Source organism: Actinosynnema sp. NPDC091369 (assembly GCF_044757065.1).
Taxonomy (GTDB): domain Bacteria; phylum Actinomycetota; class Actinomycetes; order Mycobacteriales; family Pseudonocardiaceae; genus Actinosynnema.
In genome coordinates this window covers 1,052,374-1,067,714 of sequence record NZ_JBIVUG010000001.1, presented here as the reverse complement: position 1 = coordinate 1,067,714, position 15,341 = coordinate 1,052,374, and the positions used below count along the sequence as shown (strand labels likewise).

18 protein-coding genes are annotated in these 15,341 nt (G+C 70.6%); 6 read left to right on the top strand and 12 right to left on the bottom strand.

All coding sequences use genetic code 11. The annotated features are described in order from the left end of the window. Nucleotides 1-4: 4 nt before the first annotated feature. Nucleotides 5-229, bottom strand: a complete 225-nt coding sequence (locus ACIQMJ_RS05300) for a hypothetical protein (protein WP_499759717.1) — start codon at nucleotides 227-229, stop codon at nucleotides 5-7. Between the two features lie 41 nt (nucleotides 230-270). On the opposite strand from ACIQMJ_RS05300, the gene ACIQMJ_RS05295 reads away from it, so the two are divergent. Further along, nucleotides 271-690: a hypothetical protein gene (locus ACIQMJ_RS05295; protein WP_499759716.1), complete on the top strand. Its 420-nt coding sequence runs from the start codon at nucleotides 271-273 to the stop codon at nucleotides 688-690. Here the strand turns inward: ACIQMJ_RS05295 and ACIQMJ_RS05290 are convergent. Further along, nucleotides 687-1,445: an ArsR/SmtB family transcription factor gene (locus tag ACIQMJ_RS05290; protein ID WP_499759715.1), complete on the bottom strand. Its 759-nt coding sequence runs from the start codon at nucleotides 1,443-1,445 to the stop codon at nucleotides 687-689. The two genes, ACIQMJ_RS05295 and ACIQMJ_RS05290, sit on opposite strands and share 4 nt — an antisense overlap. A 69-nt stretch (nucleotides 1,446-1,514) precedes the next feature. After that, a complete protein-coding gene (locus ACIQMJ_RS05285) occupies nucleotides 1,515-2,150 on the bottom strand; it encodes a GNAT family N-acetyltransferase (protein ID WP_387484852.1) in 636 nt (211 codons plus the stop codon). A 144-nt stretch (nucleotides 2,151-2,294) separates the two neighbouring features. Between ACIQMJ_RS05285 and ACIQMJ_RS05280 the strand changes: the two genes are divergently transcribed. Beyond that, nucleotides 2,295-3,611, top strand: coding sequence for an aminotransferase-like domain-containing protein (locus ACIQMJ_RS05280; RefSeq protein ID WP_499759714.1), 1,317 nt, complete (start codon nucleotides 2,295-2,297; stop codon nucleotides 3,609-3,611). Nucleotides 3,612-3,624: 13 nt separating this feature from the next. After that, nucleotides 3,625-4,569 carry a D-alanine--D-alanine ligase family protein gene (locus ACIQMJ_RS05275; RefSeq protein ID WP_499759713.1) on the top strand — a complete coding sequence of 315 codons (945 nt, stop codon included), beginning with the start codon at nucleotides 3,625-3,627 and terminating at the stop codon, nucleotides 4,567-4,569. Nucleotides 4,570-4,672: 103 nt separating this feature from the next. Here the strand turns inward: ACIQMJ_RS05275 and ACIQMJ_RS05270 are convergent, their stop codons facing one another. From ACIQMJ_RS05270 to ACIQMJ_RS05255, 4 genes are all read right to left on the bottom strand, one after another. Then, the gene (locus ACIQMJ_RS05270) at nucleotides 4,673-5,674 is read right to left on the bottom strand and encodes a ParB/RepB/Spo0J family partition protein (RefSeq protein WP_499759712.1); all 1,002 of its coding nucleotides are present in this window, start codon (nucleotides 5,672-5,674) and stop codon (nucleotides 4,673-4,675) included. Beyond that, on the bottom strand, nucleotides 5,671-6,579 hold the full coding sequence (locus ACIQMJ_RS05265; protein WP_387488104.1) for a ParA family protein: 909 nt from the start codon (nucleotides 6,577-6,579) through the stop codon (nucleotides 5,671-5,673). The genes ACIQMJ_RS05270 and ACIQMJ_RS05265 overlap by 4 nt, the downstream gene beginning before the upstream one ends. A 116-nt stretch (nucleotides 6,580-6,695) precedes the next feature. Then, nucleotides 6,696-7,373 carry a 16S rRNA (guanine(527)-N(7))-methyltransferase RsmG gene (rsmG, locus tag ACIQMJ_RS05260; RefSeq protein WP_499759711.1) on the bottom strand — a complete coding sequence of 226 codons (678 nt, stop codon included), beginning with the start codon at nucleotides 7,371-7,373 and terminating at the stop codon, nucleotides 6,696-6,698. Nucleotides 7,374-7,537: 164 nt separating this feature from the next. Then, nucleotides 7,538-7,996, bottom strand: coding sequence for an NUDIX domain-containing protein (locus ACIQMJ_RS05255; RefSeq protein WP_499759710.1), 459 nt, complete (start codon nucleotides 7,994-7,996; stop codon nucleotides 7,538-7,540). Nucleotides 7,997-8,043: 47 nt separating this feature from the next. On the opposite strand from ACIQMJ_RS05255, the gene ACIQMJ_RS05250 reads away from it, so the two are divergent. After that, a complete protein-coding gene (locus tag ACIQMJ_RS05250; RefSeq protein ID WP_499760251.1) occupies nucleotides 8,044-8,502 on the top strand; it encodes a phosphatase domain-containing protein in 459 nt (152 codons plus the stop codon). 56 nt (nucleotides 8,503-8,558) lie between these two features. On the opposite strand, the gene ACIQMJ_RS05245 is transcribed toward ACIQMJ_RS05250, so the two are convergent. The 5 genes from ACIQMJ_RS05245 to rpmH are packed head-to-tail and all read right to left on the bottom strand — an operon-like array spanning nucleotide 8,559 to nucleotide 10,931. Next, nucleotides 8,559-9,101 (bottom strand): Jag family protein, encoded by a 543-nt coding sequence (locus ACIQMJ_RS05245; protein ID WP_141979845.1) that lies wholly within the window; start codon nucleotides 9,099-9,101, stop codon nucleotides 8,559-8,561. Nucleotides 9,102-9,119: 18 nt separating this feature from the next. Continuing rightward, nucleotides 9,120-10,160, bottom strand: a complete 1,041-nt coding sequence (yidC, locus tag ACIQMJ_RS05240; RefSeq protein ID WP_499759709.1) for a membrane protein insertase YidC — start codon at nucleotides 10,158-10,160, stop codon at nucleotides 9,120-9,122. Nucleotides 10,161-10,163: 3 nt separating this feature from the next. Further along, nucleotides 10,164-10,436 carry a membrane protein insertion efficiency factor YidD gene (gene yidD / locus ACIQMJ_RS05235; RefSeq protein ID WP_073897786.1) on the bottom strand — a complete coding sequence of 91 codons (273 nt, stop codon included), beginning with the start codon at nucleotides 10,434-10,436 and terminating at the stop codon, nucleotides 10,164-10,166. Beyond that, entirely contained in the window at nucleotides 10,433-10,774 is a 342-nt protein-coding gene (rnpA, locus tag ACIQMJ_RS05230) for a ribonuclease P protein component (protein ID WP_387484829.1), read from the bottom strand. The genes yidD and rnpA overlap by 4 nt, the downstream gene beginning before the upstream one ends. 13 nt (nucleotides 10,775-10,787) lie before the next feature. Beyond that, a complete protein-coding gene (gene rpmH, locus ACIQMJ_RS05225; protein WP_073897783.1) occupies nucleotides 10,788-10,931 on the bottom strand; it encodes a 50S ribosomal protein L34 in 144 nt (47 codons plus the stop codon). A gap of 475 nt (nucleotides 10,932-11,406) precedes the next feature. On the opposite strand from rpmH, the gene dnaA reads away from it, so the two are divergent. Together dnaA and dnaN are read left to right on the top strand one after the other, a co-directional pair. Beyond that, nucleotides 11,407-12,969 (top strand): chromosomal replication initiator protein DnaA, encoded by a 1,563-nt coding sequence (gene dnaA / locus ACIQMJ_RS05220; RefSeq protein WP_499759708.1) that lies wholly within the window; start codon nucleotides 11,407-11,409, stop codon nucleotides 12,967-12,969. 1,231 nt (nucleotides 12,970-14,200) lie between these two features. Further along, on the top strand, nucleotides 14,201-15,337 hold the full coding sequence (dnaN, locus tag ACIQMJ_RS05215; RefSeq protein ID WP_499759707.1) for a DNA polymerase III subunit beta: 1,137 nt from the start codon (nucleotides 14,201-14,203) through the stop codon (nucleotides 15,335-15,337). Nucleotides 15,338-15,341 lie beyond the last annotated feature (4 nt).

Here is a 15,341-nt window from a genome sequence, read left to right as displayed (position 1 = left end):
GGTCCTAGTAACCCGTCAGGACGTCCACCACCCGGGCGACGGCGTCCTCGTCGTCGGCCCGGTTCTGGGCGCGCAGGTCCAGCATCAGGTCGGTGAGCTCGTCGACCAGCTGCTCGGCCGGGATGCCCTGGGCCTGCCAGCCGTCGAGCAGTGTGCGAATCTTCACGAAGTCCCGCGAGCCCTCGATGATCGCGAGTACCTCGCGCTGGATCTCGACCCCCACGTCCACGAGTCGATCTTATTGGCCGGCGCCCGCCGGTGAGGAGCACGATGGAGTTCTACCGCCTCGAACCCGAGGTCGCCGGCGTGTTGGACGAGGGGACCGTGATCGACGCCGCGGCCCAGCCGCCGCGCATCGAAGCGGTGCACTACGAGATCACCGACTGGACCGGTGACGACCTGGTCGAGGCGTTCCCGGTGTACCTGGTGACCGACGACCTGGCCGACACGCTCGTCGACAGCGGCCTGGACGCGTTCCGCGTCCGCCGCGCCACGGTGACGCTGTCGGACGAGGCGCAGGAGCTGCTGGAGGGCCGGGAGGTGCCCACGTTCCACTGGCTCGAGGTGACCGGCCAGGCGGGGGTGGACGACCTCGGCGTGACCGACCAGGGCCAGCTCGTGGTGAGCGAGCAGGCCCTCGACCTGTTCCAGGGCGGCACGCTGGAGAACTGCGAGATCGACCGCTTCTAGTCGACGTGCGCGGGCATCTCCCACGGGATGCCCGGCAGCACGTGCCCGGTCTCCAGCAGCGACTTCAGGTTCGACAGCACGGCCGCCCAGCCGGACGCCGCCTGAGCGCGTTCCGCCTCGTCGGCCAGGCCCTCGTGCGTCACGGTCAGCCGCACGATCCCGCCGTACGCGTCGATGCGGAAGGTGACGGTGGAGGTGACCGACGGCTCCGCCGGGTCGGCCCACGTCGTCACCAGGCGCCGGGGCGGGTCCGCCTCGACGACCTGGCCCACCACGTCGTCCACGTCCGACCCGTCCGCGCGCCGGTGCGCCCACGGCGACCCCGGCTGCCAGTCCGAGACGTTGCGGTGCCCCCAGTACTGCGCGGTGACGTCCGCGTCCGTGAGGGCCTCCCACACCCGTTCGGGCGTGCTCTCGATGTACGTCACGTACACGAACTCCGGCTTCACCGGTTCCTCCGCTCGTCGTTTCACGTCACCGAGCAGCCGCAACCGGGGCCGCTCGAACTTGTCGACCCACCGCTCCTGCACCTCGTGCAGCGGCACCGGGTTGAGGTAGTGCAGCTTCTCCCGGCCGCGGCGCACGGTGGTGACGAGGTTCGCCGCCTCCAGCACGGCCAGGTGCTGGCTGACGGACTGCCGGGCCATGCCCAGGCGGGCGCACAGCTCGCCGAGGGTCTGGCCGTTCTCCTCGTGCAGGCGGTCGAGCAGGTACCGGCGCGTCTCGTCGGCCAGGGCCTTGAACACCTTGTCCACACGGCACGTTATGCAGTCATTCACCTGCATGTCAACCCGAGCGAAGAAAACACCAGCTCAGGGAGCAGATCACACGGGCTTGAAACTCGGTTCCGCCGCGGTCGACACCGACACCGAGCTGAGCAGCCGCTCCAGCGCCGCTTCGACGTCTTCCTTCCACGACGACGCGCTGCGCAGCTCCAGCCGCAGCCGCGGCCAGCGGGGGTGGGGTCGCACCGTCTTGAAGCCCACCTGGAGCAGGAAGTCGGCCGGCGTCACGCAGCTCGGCCCGTCGACCTCCGGCCGGTTGTCGCCGAACGCCTCGATCGCCTTCACGCCGCGCCGGGTGAGGTCCTTGGCCACGGTCTGCACCAGCACCCGCCCGAGACCACCCCCGCGGAACTCCGGCAGCACTTCGAGACCGGTCATCAGCACGGCGTCGGGACTGGCGGGGGAGGTGGGGAAGGCCAAGGACCTCGGCACGGCCGCGGGGGGTGCGTAGAACACCGAGCCTGCGGGAATCCCGTCCAGGTAGATGATCCGACCGCAGGAACCCCACTCCAACAGCACGCTGGAGACCCAAGCCTCCTTCTCGAACTCGGTGTCCCCGAACTCCTCGGCCTGCTCCTTCAGATGGGGCGCGAGCTCCCAGAACACGCAGGTCCGGCTGTGCTTGGAGAGGTGCTCCAGGTTGTCCAAGGTGACGCCCACGACACGACGCGACACCCCGACCTCCAAGCCCCCGAACACATCCCCCCACGAGGATAGGCGGATGTGACCCCCGCCCGGAAGGCAGATGCCCCGAACGGGACGGCCGTTACACTCGGGCGGGAACAAACCCGCCGGTAACGCCCACCTACGGAGTTTCCCGTGAACCTACCCGGACAGCCTCCCAAGCAGGGAGCCAGAAGCCTCGACCCCCACCTGCGCCGGTACGCGGCGCGGACGGCGGGCATGACGGCATCGGAGATCCGGGCGCTCTTCGCGGTGGCGAGCCGGCCTGAGGTGGTGTCCCTGGCGGGAGGGATGCCCCACCTGGCAGCACTGCCGCTGGAGTCCCTCAGCGCGGAAGTGGCCGACGTCGTGGCCACGGAAGGGCTCGTCGCGCTCCAGTACGGCAGCGCGCACGGCGTGCCCGAGCTGCGTGAGCAGATCTGCGACGTGATGGCCTTGGAGGGCATCAACGCCCACCCGGACGACGTCGTGGTGACCGTCGGCTCCCAGATGGGCCTGGACATGGTCACCCGCATCTTCTGCGACCCCGGTGACGTCGTGCTGGCCGAGGGCCCGTCGTACGTGGGCGCGCTCGGTTCCTTCGCCGCCTACCAGGCCCAGGTCGTCCACGTGGGCATGGACGCCGATGGCCTCATGCCGGAGGCCCTGCGCGAGGCCATCGCCGCGGTGGAGCGCTCCGGCCGCCGGATCAAGTTCCTCTACACGATCCCGAACTTCCACAACCCGGCCGGCGTCACGCTCGCCGTGCAGCGGCGCGCCGAGGTGCTGGAGATCTGCCGGGCGCACGGCATCCTCGTGGTCGAGGACAACCCGTACGGCCTGCTGGGCTTCGACGGCGTCACCTACCCGGCGCTGCGCTCGACCGACCCGGACAACGTGGTCTACCTCGGCTCGTTCTCCAAGACCTTCGCCGCCGGCCTGCGCGTGGGCTGGGTCCTGGCGCCGCACGCGGTCCGGGAGAAGCTCGTCCTGGCCGCCGAGTCGGCCACCCTGTGCCCGCCGACCCTCAACCAGCTCATCGTGTCGCGCTACCTGTCGACGCACGACTGGAAGGGTCAGATCAAGACCTACCGCGAGGCTTACCGGGAACGCCGTGACGCGGCGATCTCGTCGCTCGAGCAGCACATGCCGCTTGGTTCCACGTGGAACAAGCCCACCGGCGGCTTCTACGTCTGGGTGACCGTGCCCGAGGGCATCGACACCAAGGCGATGCTGCCGCGCGCCATCACGCAGCGCGTGGCGTACGCGTCGGGCACCGGCTTCTACGCCGACGGCCTCGGCAGCCGCCAGCTGCGCATCTCGTACTGCTACCCGACGCCCGAACGCATCCGCGAGGGCGTGCGACGGCTCGCGAACGTCATCAAGGACGAGATCGAGCTGCACGAGACGTTCGGCCCGACCGTGGGCCGTGCCGTCTCGGGACCGCACAGCCCCTCGCCCGACACCGCTTGATCAGGAGCACACGTTGTCCAACCGCTGGGTCGCAGTCCTGTCCGGGGGCCTTTCGCACGAGCGGGAGGTGTCCTTGCGATCCGGTCGCAGGCTGTCCGCCGCGCTGCGCTCGGCGGGCCTGGTCGTGGAGGAGTGGGACGCCGACGGCAACCTCCTCACCCGCCTGAAGGAACACCGCCCCGACGCCGTCGTGGTGGCGCTCCACGGCGGTGAGGGGGAGAACGGCTCGGTCCAGACGATCCTGGAGCTGATGGACGTCCCGTTCGTCGGCACGGACTCGCGCGCCTGCCGCCGGGCCTGGGACAAACCGACCGCGAAGGCCGAGCTGGCCCGGGCCGGCCTGACCACCCCCGAGTGGGCCGTGCTGCCGCACGCCACGTTCCGCGAACTCGGCGCGCAGCCCGTGCTGGACGCCATGGTGGACCGCCTGGGCCTGCCGCTGATGCTCAAGCCGGACCAGGGCGGCTCGGCGCTCGGCGCGCACGTGGTCCGGGATGCCGCCGAGCTGCCCGCCGCGATGGTCGGCTGCCTGGCCTACGGCAACACCGTCCTGGCCGAGCGCTTCGTGGCCGGGGTGGAGGTCGCGGTGGCGGTGGTGGACGGTCCGGACGGGCCGTACGCCCTGCCGCCGGTCGAGATCGTCCCCGAGAACGGCGTCTACGACTACACCGCCCGCTACACGGCCGGCCTTACCGACTTCCACGCTCCCGCCCGGCTGGACGACAAAGCGGCGCAGGCGGTCGGTGAGCTGGCGGTCGCCGCGCACCGGCTGCTCGGACTGCGGGACGTGTCGCGGACCGACGCCATCGTCGCCCCGGACGGCACGGTCCACTTCCTGGAGGTGAACGTCTCGCCCGGCCTGACCGAGACCTCGCTGCTGCCGATGGCGGTGGAGGCGGCCGGTCAGTCGCTGGGGGAGATCTACGCGGGGTTGGTCGAGCGCGCGGTCGACCGTTAGGCCCTCTCACTTAACGATGACGGCCCGTGTCCAACTGGACACGGGCCGTCATCGTCACCGTGACAAAAGACCCCTGGGTGATCCCTTGCGCCCCGAACGAATCCTAAATGTCCGTTTTCACCGCACGCTGGGCGGCTTCGGGTGACATGAGCTGGATGATGCGTTCGAGGTCGTCGACGGACCCGAACTCGACCACGATCCGGCCCTTCCGCTGCCCCAGCTCGACCTTCACGCGGGTGTCGAAGTTGTCCGACAGCCGCTCGGCCAGCTCCTGCAACCCGGGCGCCTGCATCGGCTTGCGCCGCGCGGCCTTCGCCTTGGTGGGCTCGGCCCCCTTGGCGAGGGTGACCGCTTCCTCGGTCGCCCGGACCGACATCCCCTCGGCGACGATCCGGGTGGCCAGCTCCTCCTGCACGCCCGGGTCCTCGATCCCCAGCAACGCCCGCGCGTGCCCGGCCGAGAGCACGCCCGCCGCGACCCTCCGCTGCACCGGCAGCGGCAGCTTCAGCAGCCGGATCGTGTTGGTCACGACCGGCCGGCTGCGCCCGATCCGATCGGCCAGCTCCTCGTGGGTCACGCCGAACTCCTCCAGCAACTGCTGGTAGGCCGACGCCTCTTCCAACGGGTTGAGCTGCACGCGGTGGATGTTCTCCAGCAGCGCGTCCCGCAGCATCACGTCGTCGGCGGTGTGCCGGACGATCGCCGGGATCGTCTTCAACCCCGCCAGCTGAGTGGCCCGCCACCGCCGCTCGCCCATGACGAGCTCGTAGGTGTCGGTCCCGGTCGCCCGCACCACGATGGGCTGCATCAGCCCGAACTCGCGGATCGAGTGCTCCAGCTCCCGCAGCGCCTCTTCGTCGAACACCTGCCGCGGCTGCTTCGGGTTCGTGCGAATAGCCGTGACCGGCAGCTCCTGGTACACCGCGCCGGCCACCTCCCCTGTGGGGCCAGGGGAGGGCGCAGGGGTGGACGTTCCGCTGGACGACCCGTTGGACCCGCCCCGGGCCGGTGACGACGACGGCGCCGCCGGCGTGCCGGGCGGCGGGCCGCTCGGGATCAGGGCCGCGAGCCCGCGGCCCAGGCCACCCTTGCGCTGTTCCGTCATGCCGACCTCATCTCCGCGCCGTACTCGGCGATCTCCCGTGCCGCGTCGAGGTAGCTCATCGCGCCCCGTGAGCCGGGATCGTAGGTGAGCACCGTCTGACCGAATCCTGGTGCCTCGGAGACCTTCACGCTGCGCGGGATCACCGTTTTGAGGACCGTGTCGCCGAAGTGGCCGCGCACCTCGCTGGTCACCTGGTCGGCCAGCTTCGTGCGGCCGTCGTACATCGTGAGCAGGATCGTGGACACGTTCAGCGTCGGGTTCAGGTGCGCCTGCACCAGCTCGATGTTGCGCAGCAGCTGACCCAACCCCTCCAGCGCGTAGTACTCGCACTGGATCGGGATCAGCACCTCCTGCGCGGCGACCATCGCGTTGACGGTCAACAGGCCGAGCGAGGGCGGGCAGTCGATGAACACGTAGTCCGGCTTGATCGGGTCCAGCGCCTCCGGGCTCAGCGCCTCCTTCAACCGCGACTCGCGGGCGACCATCGACACCAGCTCGATCTCCGCGCCCGCCAGGTCGATCGTGGCGGGCACGCAGTAGAGGTTGGGGGACTGGTTGCTGACCTGAGCGGCTTCCGCGACGGACAGCTCACCGATCAGCACCTCGTACACCGACGGCGTGCCGGACCGGTGCTCGACGGCCAGCGCCGTGCTCGCGTTGCCCTGCGGGTCGAGGTCGATGACGAGCACCTTGAGCCCGTGGATGGCGAGCGCGGCGGCCAGGTTCACCGTGCTGGTCGTCTTGCCGACGCCACCCTTCTGGTTGGCGACCACCATGACGCGCCGACGGTCCGGGCGGGGGAGTTGGAGGGAGTCGGGGTGCAGGACGCGGGTGGCGCGTGCCGCTTCTTCCGCGATGGGGGTCCACACGGTGCTGTCTCCTGCCGGTTCCACGTTGTTGGCCAGATCTGGACTGGATCCAGGACGGAGCACTTCGCCCGCGCCCACCACACCTTCAGGTTCGGTTTCACGTGGAACACCGGCCGCTTGGAACACCGGTTGCAGGGGGTCGGGGTACACGTTCACCGATCCTTCCTCTTGCGACGCGCGCCTTCACGGCGGCTCGCCTGCTCATCGCGCTCCACGAGCACGACCGTCGTCGGCAATTCGAGTACTTCGCCACCGCAGGTGATGACGCGCGGTCGGATGCCTCCGGCCCGACGTACCGCCTCGGCGTCGCGTTCCAGTTCTTCCGCGGCGCTCTCGCCCTTGAGAGCGACCAGACGTCCACCCGGCCGCAGCAGGGGCAGGCACCACCGCGTCAGCCGTTCCAGCGGAGCCACCGCGCGGGCCGTCACGACGTCGCTGTCCGACAGCCGCTCCCGCACGGGACCTTCCTCGGCCCGGCCGCGCACGACGGCGACCTTCAACCCGAGCGCGTCGACGCACTCGGTCAGCCACGCCACCCGCCGGGCCATCGGCTCCAAGAGGGTGAGGTCGAGGTCCGGGCGCGCGATCGCCAGGGGGATGCCTGGCAGTCCCGCGCCCGAGCCGACGTCCACGACGCGTGCGCCTTCGGGCAGCAACTCCGCCACGACGGCCGAGTTGAGGATGTGGCGCTCCCAGAGCCGGTCGACCTCCCGCGGGCCGATGAGGCCGCGTTCGACGCCGTGCTCGGTGAGCAGTGCCGTGAAGGCGACCGCCTTGTCGTAGTGGTCACCGAAGACCTTCTTCGCGCGGTCTTCCACCTCTGCGGCCATGTCTCCGTCCGGGACGTTTCACGTGAAACCACACCGGACGCCGGCAGCGGCCGGGTGTGGGCGATGGGGTTGGGCGTCTCGCCAAGAGGCAGTGAGCCCCACGAGATGTGCCGGCCCCCACTATGACGGATCACCCCGGCGACACGCCAAATCCGAGTCGCGTTTCACGTGAAACTTTCAATCCGACCGCCCTTCGGGAGCACGCGCAGGAGTTCCAGCGCGTAGTCGACCGACTCGACGTGGTCCAGCGCGGGCACGTCGGCGAGCGGGAACCACGCCGCCTGGTCCGTGCTCCCGTCCACCTCGAAGGTCAGCTCGCCGCCGACCACGTGCGCCTCGTACATGATCCGGATGCGGTGGTAGTCCACCTCCACCCCGTCCCGCACCATCGGCCCGTACACGTTCTGGATGCCGAGCAGCCGGTCGACCTCGGCGCGGTAGCCGGTCTCCTCGAACACCTCGCGGACGACCGCGTCGTACGGGTCCTCACCGTGGTCGAGCCCACCGCCGGGCAGGATCCACCTCGGCCGGTCCGGACCGAGCCAGCGGGAGAGCAGCATCCGATCGTCTTCGATGATCACGGCGTAGGCGGCGACCCGGAGGTTGCGGACGTTCCCAGTCATGCCGCGACCGTTTCACGTGAAACGCGACGAAGGGAAGAGGAGCGGATATACAAGATCAGACCGGGGCGCTCAGCACGATGGGGCACCCGTACGGCCTGGAGCACATCGATCGCCTGGCCACGGCCGGCGTGGAGGTGATCGTGTGCGCCCTCACCGAACCGGAGCTGGCCGAGCTGGACCTGATCGACGAGCGCGAGGCCGCGCAGGACGCCGGCATCACGTTCCACTGGATGCCGATCCCGGACTTCGGCGTGCCCGCCACGACGCCCGACCTGGACCCGCTCCTGCGCGACCTGCGGGCGGGTCGTCACGTCCTGGTGCACTGCTGGGCCGGCATCGGCCGCTCGTCGTTGCTCGCCGCCGCCCTCCTCGTCCTGGACGGCGCGTCCCCCGAAGCGGCGTGGCAGGCGATCGCCGACGCGCGCGGCCGGGACGTCCCGGAGACCGACGAGCAGCGGGCGTGGCTGACCACAATCGCCGAGACCCGTCCCCGGCCTTCCCGCTGAACGCAGAACGGCCCCGATCCCCATCAGGGGAGCGGGGCCGTTCCGGCACAACCCGTTCAGGGCTTCGGCAGCACCACCACGCGGCGCTGCGGCTCCTCGCCCTCGCTCTCGCTGTGCACGCCCGCCACCGCGGCGACGGCGTCGTGCACGACCTTCCGCTCGAACGGCGTCATCGGGTGCAGCCGCACCTTCTCGCCCGTCGCCACCACCTTCTCGGCCGTGGTGCGGCCGAGGTCGGCGAGCTCGGCGCGCCGCCCGGCGCGCCAGCCGGCGATGTCCAGCATGAGGCGGCTTCGCACACCCGTCTCCTGCTGCACGGCGAGCCGGGTCAGCTCCTGCAACGACTCCAGGACCGTGCCGCGGGGGCCGACCAGCTTCTCCAGGTCGTCACCGCCGTCGATGCTCACGATGGCCCGACCCGCCTCGACGTCGAGGTCGATGTCACCGTCGTAGTCGAGCAGGTCCAACAGTCGCTCGAGGTAGTCCCCGGCGATGTCGCCCTCCTGGACGAGCAGGTCCTCCGAACTCCCCGACCGCGCCGGCGGGACCTGGTCGGCCTCCGGTGCGTCCACGTCGGCCGCCTGCAACGTCTCCGACACGATGTCTCCTCTCCAGGGTCAACGACGCTTCTTGTTGCCCTGCTTCTTGCTTGGGGATCGGTCTGGGCTCAGACCGGGAACCTCGGTGGACGGCTTCGCGTCCGGTGCGGACCCGCTCGCGTCCGGTGCCGACGTGGCGTCGGCGGCGGGCTGCGCGGACTGGCCGGCCGCGGGCTTGCGCTGCGGCTGCGGCTTCTGGCCGGGCTTCGGCTTGGTCGCCGGCCTCACGCCCGGCTTGGGCGCGAGCGCGGACCGCTGCGCGGTCGCCTCAACCTTCTTCGCCTCTTCCTCGCGGTCGATGCGGTGGTACACGACGTACTGCTGGCCCAGCGTCCACGCGTTGTTGCTCAGCCAGTAGAGCAGGATCGCGATGGGGAAGAAGAGGCCACCGACGAGCACACCCAGCGGGAAGATGTAGAGCGTCAGCTTGTTCATGATCGCCGTCTGCGGGTTGTCCGTCGCGGCCTGCGTCTGCCGGGCCACCGAGTGGCGCGCGGTGAAGTGGGTCGCGATCGAGGCAACGATCATCAGCGGGACGGCCACCAGCAGCACCGCGTTGCGGTCCGTGGCGAAGTTCGCCAGCTCGCTCGCGGGCATCGTGATGAACGTCGACAGGTTCGCGCCGAACAGCTTCGCCTGGACGAACGACTCCACGCCCTGGGCGTCGAAGAAGTAGACCTCGCCCCAGCCGGGCCGGAACGAGCGCAGCACGTGGAACAGGCCGATGAACACCGGGATCTGCACCAGCATCGGCAGGCAGCCGCCCAGCGGGTTGACGCCGTGCTCCGACTGGAGCTTCTGCATCTCCTGCGCCTGGCGCTGCTTGTCGTTCGCGTACTTCTTCTTGATCTTCTGCAGCTCGGGCGCGAACTCCTGCATCTTGCGCATCGAGCGGACCTGGCCGACGAACGGCTTGAACAGGATCGCGCGCAGCGTGAAGACGAGGAACACCACGGCCAGGGCCCACGCGAACCCGCTCGACTCGCCGAAGATGTGGCCGAACACCCAGTGCCAACACCACAGGATGAAGGACACCGGGTAGTAGATGAAGTTGAGCACTAGCTACTCCTCGGCAGGAAGGTCGGGGACCGCGTTTCGCCTCGGCGGAACCGGGTCCAGGCCACCAGGGTGCCAGGGTCCGCAGCGGCCCAGCCGGCGCAGGGTCAGCCAGGAACCGCGCAGCGCACCGTGGACGGTCAACGCCTCCACCGCATACGCACTGCAACTCGGGTGGAAACGGCAGGTCGGGGGCAGCGCCGGCGAGATGAACTTCCGGTAGAAGCGCACGGGCAGGAGCAGAACCCGCACGACGGGGTTCACCTGGACGGTCGTCATCGCAGCACCTTGTGCAGCGCCGCGTCGAGGTCACGGCCGAGCTCGGCGCTGTCCGCATCGGCTGACGGTGCCAACGCGCGCACGACCAGCGAAGTTCCGGGCGGCAGCACGTCGAGGCGGTCCCGCACCACGTGGCGGAGCTTGCGGCTCACCCGGTGGCGGACCACGGAGTTGCCCACCGCCTTGCTCACGACGAAGCCCACCTTGGACGGGTCCAAGGTGGGCTGCGCCGACGTCAGGACGTGCACGACCAGCCGGGGCCGGCCGGCCCGGCGGCCTCGGCGGACCACCAGGCCGAAGTCCTGGCTGCGGGTCAGCCGGTTGGCCGCGGGTAGCACGGCGCTGCGGCGATCAGGCGGACAGCTGCTTGCGGCCCTTGCCACGGCGCGCGGCCAGGATGGCGCGACCGGCACGGGTGCGCATGCGCAGCCGGAACCCGTGGGTCTTGGCACGGCGGCGGTTGTTGGGCTGGAAGGTGCGCTTACCCTTGCTCACGGTCGGACTCCCGGTGCTTAACTGCCAAGCAGGTCTGTGGTTGTCCCCAGCGAACAAGCCTTAGGCGCGCGAAAAGCACCCCACGCAAGCGGGAGACGGTTACGAGGGTACGCAGCCCCGGGGGCGCGGTCCAAATCGGGGTCGCACCCGGGCACGGGGACGGCGGCCGGCCAGGCGTCCACGGGGCGGAAAAGGCTTGCGCCCCCGTACGCCTTGTGGCAGGGCCCGCACCTTGTTAGCGTGCTGCGTTCGCGGGTGGATGCGCGTCGACGCGGGCCCGTCCCACGAGGGACGACAGCCGCCGCCACGGCCGGCCGCAGGTGCTCGGGAGCAACGGGGGGATCCGCTGCGCTCCGGGCCTCGTTCGTGCACAGTTGTGGATAACTCTGTGGATGCCTCTATTCTCCGTGTCCACGTCGTGGAAGTTCCCCGGGGACTGACCGCGGAGCCATCACGAGGGGAGGGGAGCGCGGAGGTGTCCGACCACCAGGCCGATCTGGGTCTCGTGTGGGAGCAGGTCGTGCAGGAGCTCGCTGCCAGCACGTTGTCTCCCCAGCAGCGCGCCTGGATGCGCGTGACCCGACCCATCGGGCTGCTCGACGGGACCGCGCTGCTCGCCGCGCCGAGCGACTTCGCCAAGGAAGCGATCGAGCGCGCGCTGCGCGAGCCCATCACCGCCGCCCTGTCCCGCCGCCTCGGTCGGGCCGTGTCGCTGGCCGTGAAGGTCGACTCGCCCGACCCCGTGACCGCGCCGATCCCCGTGCCCGGCCCCGTGCCGGTGCCCGGACCCCTGCCCGGCCCGCCGCCCGGCGCGGTCCCGATCAACGGCCTGGCCGTCGAGGCGGAGACCGAGGGCGACGCGGACGGCGAGGGTGAGGAGGTCGACGAGGAGGGCGAGGCGCTCGCCGCCGTCACCGAGATCTGGCCCACGTTCAGCGGCGGCCACGCCGCGCCGAGCGGCACGCCGTACACCCGGCCCGCCAACCCGGCGTCCTCGCAGACCAGGCTGAACGAGAAGTACAACTTCGACACGTTCGTGATCGGCGCGTCCAACCGCTTCGCGCACGCCGCCGCGGTGGCCGTGGCCGAGGCGCCCGCCCGCGCCTACAACCCGCTGTTCATCTGGGGTGAGTCCGGGCTCGGCAAGACGCACCTGCTGCACGCCGTGGGGCACTACGCGCAGCGGCTGTTCCCCGGCATGCGCGTGCGGTACGTGTCGACCGAGGAGTTCACCAACGACTTCATCAACTCCCTGCGCGACGACCGGAAGGTCGCCTTCCAGCGCCGGTACCGGGACATCGACGTGCTGCTGGTCGACGACATCCAGTTCCTGGAGGGCAAGGAAGGCACGCAGGAGGAGTTCTTCCACACGTTCAACACCCTGCACAACGCGAACAAGCAGATCGTGGTGTCCTCCGACCGGCCGCCCAAGCGGCTGGAGACGCTGGAGGACCGGCTGCGGACCCGGTTCGAGTGGGGTTTGATCACCGACATCCAGCCGCCCGAGCTGGAGACCCGGATCGCCATCCTGCGCAAGAAGGCCGCCCAGGACCGCCTGGCCGCGCCCGCCGAGGTGCTGGAGTTCATCGCGGCCCGGATCGAGCGCAACATCCGCGAGCTCGAAGGCGCCCTGATCCGGGTGACGGCGTTCGCGTCGCTGAACCGGCAGCCGGTCGACGTGCAGCTGGCGGAGATAGTGCTGCGCGACCTGATCCCGGACTCGCACGCCCCGGAGATCACCGCGCCGACCATCATGGCCGTGACGGCCGAGTTCTTCAGCGTGTCGATCGACGACCTGTGCGGGCCGGGCAAGACCAAGGTGCTGGCCCAGGCCCGGCAGATCTCCATGTACCTGTGCCGCGAGCTGACCGACCTGTCTCTGCCGAAGATCGGCCAGACCTTCGGCGGTCGCGACCACACCACGGTCATGCACGCGGACAAGAAGATCCGCAAGGAGATGGCTGAGCGCCGCCGGGTCTACGAGCAGGTCCAGGAGCTGACGTCGCGCATCAAGCAGCGCGCCCGCCACACCCCCTGACACCCGCAAACGCTTGCGGACGCCTGTCCGGCCACCGCCCGCACCGCCGACCTCCGATGACGGGTGGGCGGGCCTCGGATCGCCGGGGGAGTCCGGCGCGGCTCTGATCCACCCGCGTCCGACCTCGGGCTGAGCCCGGCTCCTGCGCTCCGCCCGCCCCCGCCTGCCCACCCCGGTGCTCACCGAGCCCGGCTCGCCGGCGACCCGGACGGAGCCCCTCGAAGCAACCGGCACCGAACCGGGAGTGCCGCGGTCGGCCCGACCCCACCCGAGCCGACCTCACCCGGCTAGCTCGGGCCGAGCCGAGCGAGTCAGCCGACCCGACCCGAGCCGGTAGCGCCGAGCCCCCGTCGCGGGCGGTCGAGTCGTCGTCCGCTCGGCCGCCGCAGCGAGGTCTCCGCCCGACCCACAGCCGGCCCCTCGCGCACCCGGGTGCCGCCGTCGCACCCGGGTGCGGGTCGCTCCGCACCCGGGGACGGTCCGGTCCGCACCCGGGTGCGATCCGGTCCCGCCGCCGGCACCCGGGTGCGGCACGCCTCGCACGCCACCCCGGCCCACTTCGCACGCATGAACACCCGGGCGTGCGGGTAAGGACCAGTGGGGGTCGTTTCGTGTCCCCCGTGTGAGGTACCTCCGCCCCACCGGGGCCGGGTCCAGGGCGTTCCCGAGGCGCTGCAACGGCCCGGCCCCGCACGACGGCGCTGGTGAACGGCGGGCCACGAGTTGTCCACAGGCTCGGAAAAGTGCCCCGTAGGGGGAGATTCGCCCCACCTTCACCCTGTGCAACACCCGGGTACAACTCGGCCCACACCCGGGGATTAACCCGGGGACAACTCGGCCTTCCTGTGGACCGAACGGACGAGCCCGTCAGTTCTCCCCGGGGACGCCGACTTGTCCCCGGGTGACACCCCGTGTCCGTCCACACCTCCAAGCGGGCGACGAGCTGCGAGAACGGCGGTTGTCCACACAATCCACAGCCCTTACTGCTGTTGCTGTTGTCTTCCCTTGAAGAGAAGAACAAAAGAAAAACAGGTGGGGGTCGAGCCCGGGGACGAGCGCTCGGCGACCGCCTCCCCCCGGGGCGGCCCCGAGGTGACGAAGTCGGCCCCGACGCTCTACGGTGGGGAGCCTCCGCGCCGAGGGTCGGAAGATCCGGCGAGGGCCGCGGCTCCCCAACCCCCACCGCAACGCATGCTGTTGTTGGTCATGCCGACTTGAGGAAGGACGCCTCATGAAGATCCGCGTCGAGCGCGACGGCCTGGCCGACGCCGTCGCCTGGGTCGCCCGCAGCCTGCCGTCCAGGCCGCCTGTCGCGGTGCTCGGCGGAATCCTGCTCGACGCCGGGGCGGAGGACGGCTCCGGCGAGGCGCTGACCGTCTCCGGGTTCGACTACGAGGTGTCCGCCCAGTGCGGTGTCCCGGCCACGATCGCCGACGGCGGCAAGGCGCTCGTCAGCGGGCGGCTGCTGGCCGACATCACCAAGGCGCTGCCCAACCACCCGGTCGAGATCGCGGTCGACGGCTCCCGGATGACGATCTCCTGCGGCAGCGCCCGCTTCAGCCTGCCGACCATGCCGGTCGAGGACTACCCGCAGCTGCCGTCCATGCCGCAGCTCGCCGGTGAGCTCCCGGGCGAGGTCTTCGGCGAGGCCGTGTCCCAGGTCGCCGTCGCGGCGGGCAAGGACGACACGCTCCCGATGCTGACCGGCGTCCGGCTGGAGATCGGCGAGGGCAAGGTGACGCTGGTCGCCACCGACCGCTTCCGGCTCGCCATGCGCGAGTTCCCGTGGGAGCCGAACGAGTCCCTCGGCGAGGTCGCCGTGCTCGTGCCGGCCAAGACCCTGAACGACTCCGCGAAGACGCTCGGCGCGTCCGGCGCGAAGATCGAGCTGTCCCTGGCCGCGAACGACGGCCTGCTCGGCCTGTCCGGCACGGGCCGCCGCACGACCACCCGGCTGCTCGACGCCGACTTCCCGAAGTACCGCCAGCTCCTGCCCACCGAGCACTCGGCCGCCGCGATCATCGAGGTCGACGCGCTGGTGCAGGCGATCAAGCGCGTGTCGCTGGTCGCCGAGCGCGGCACGCAGGTCCGGCTGGAGTTCGTGGACAGCGGCCTGCGCCTGTCCGCGGGCGGCGACGACGAGGGCAGCGCCGAGGAGGAGCTGCCGGTCGAGTACACCGGCGACCCGGTGACCATCGCGTTCAACCCGACGTACCTCCTGGAGGGCCTTCAGGCCGTCCGCACGCCGAGGGCGCACTTGTCCTTCACCACACCCAGTCGGCCCGCATTGCTCAAGCCGGTGGACGAGGATGGGAACGTGGCGCCGGGCTACCTCTACCTGCTGATGCCCGTGCGCCTGCCCGGCTGATCCA

Bases quoted from the DNA above. Each gene is read 5' to 3' on its own strand.
- ACIQMJ_RS05255 (WP_499759710.1), bottom strand. From the start codon at position 7,996: ATGACTGGGAACGTCCGCAACCTCCGGGTCGCCGCCTACGCCGTGATC.
- rsmG (WP_499759711.1), bottom strand. From the start codon at position 7,373: ATGGCCGCAGAGGTGGAAGACCGCGCGAAGAAGGTCTTCGGTGACCAC.
- dnaN (WP_499759707.1), top strand. From the start codon at position 14,201: ATGAAGATCCGCGTCGAGCGCGACGGCCTGGCCGACGCCGTCGCCTGG.
- ACIQMJ_RS05270 (WP_499759712.1), bottom strand. From the start codon at position 5,674: ATGACGGAACAGCGCAAGGGTGGCCTGGGCCGCGGGCTCGCGGCCCTG.
- ACIQMJ_RS05295 (WP_499759716.1), top strand. From the start codon at position 271: ATGGAGTTCTACCGCCTCGAACCCGAGGTCGCCGGCGTGTTGGACGAG.
- yidD (WP_073897786.1), bottom strand. From the start codon at position 10,436: ATGACGACCGTCCAGGTGAACCCCGTCGTGCGGGTTCTGCTCCTGCCC.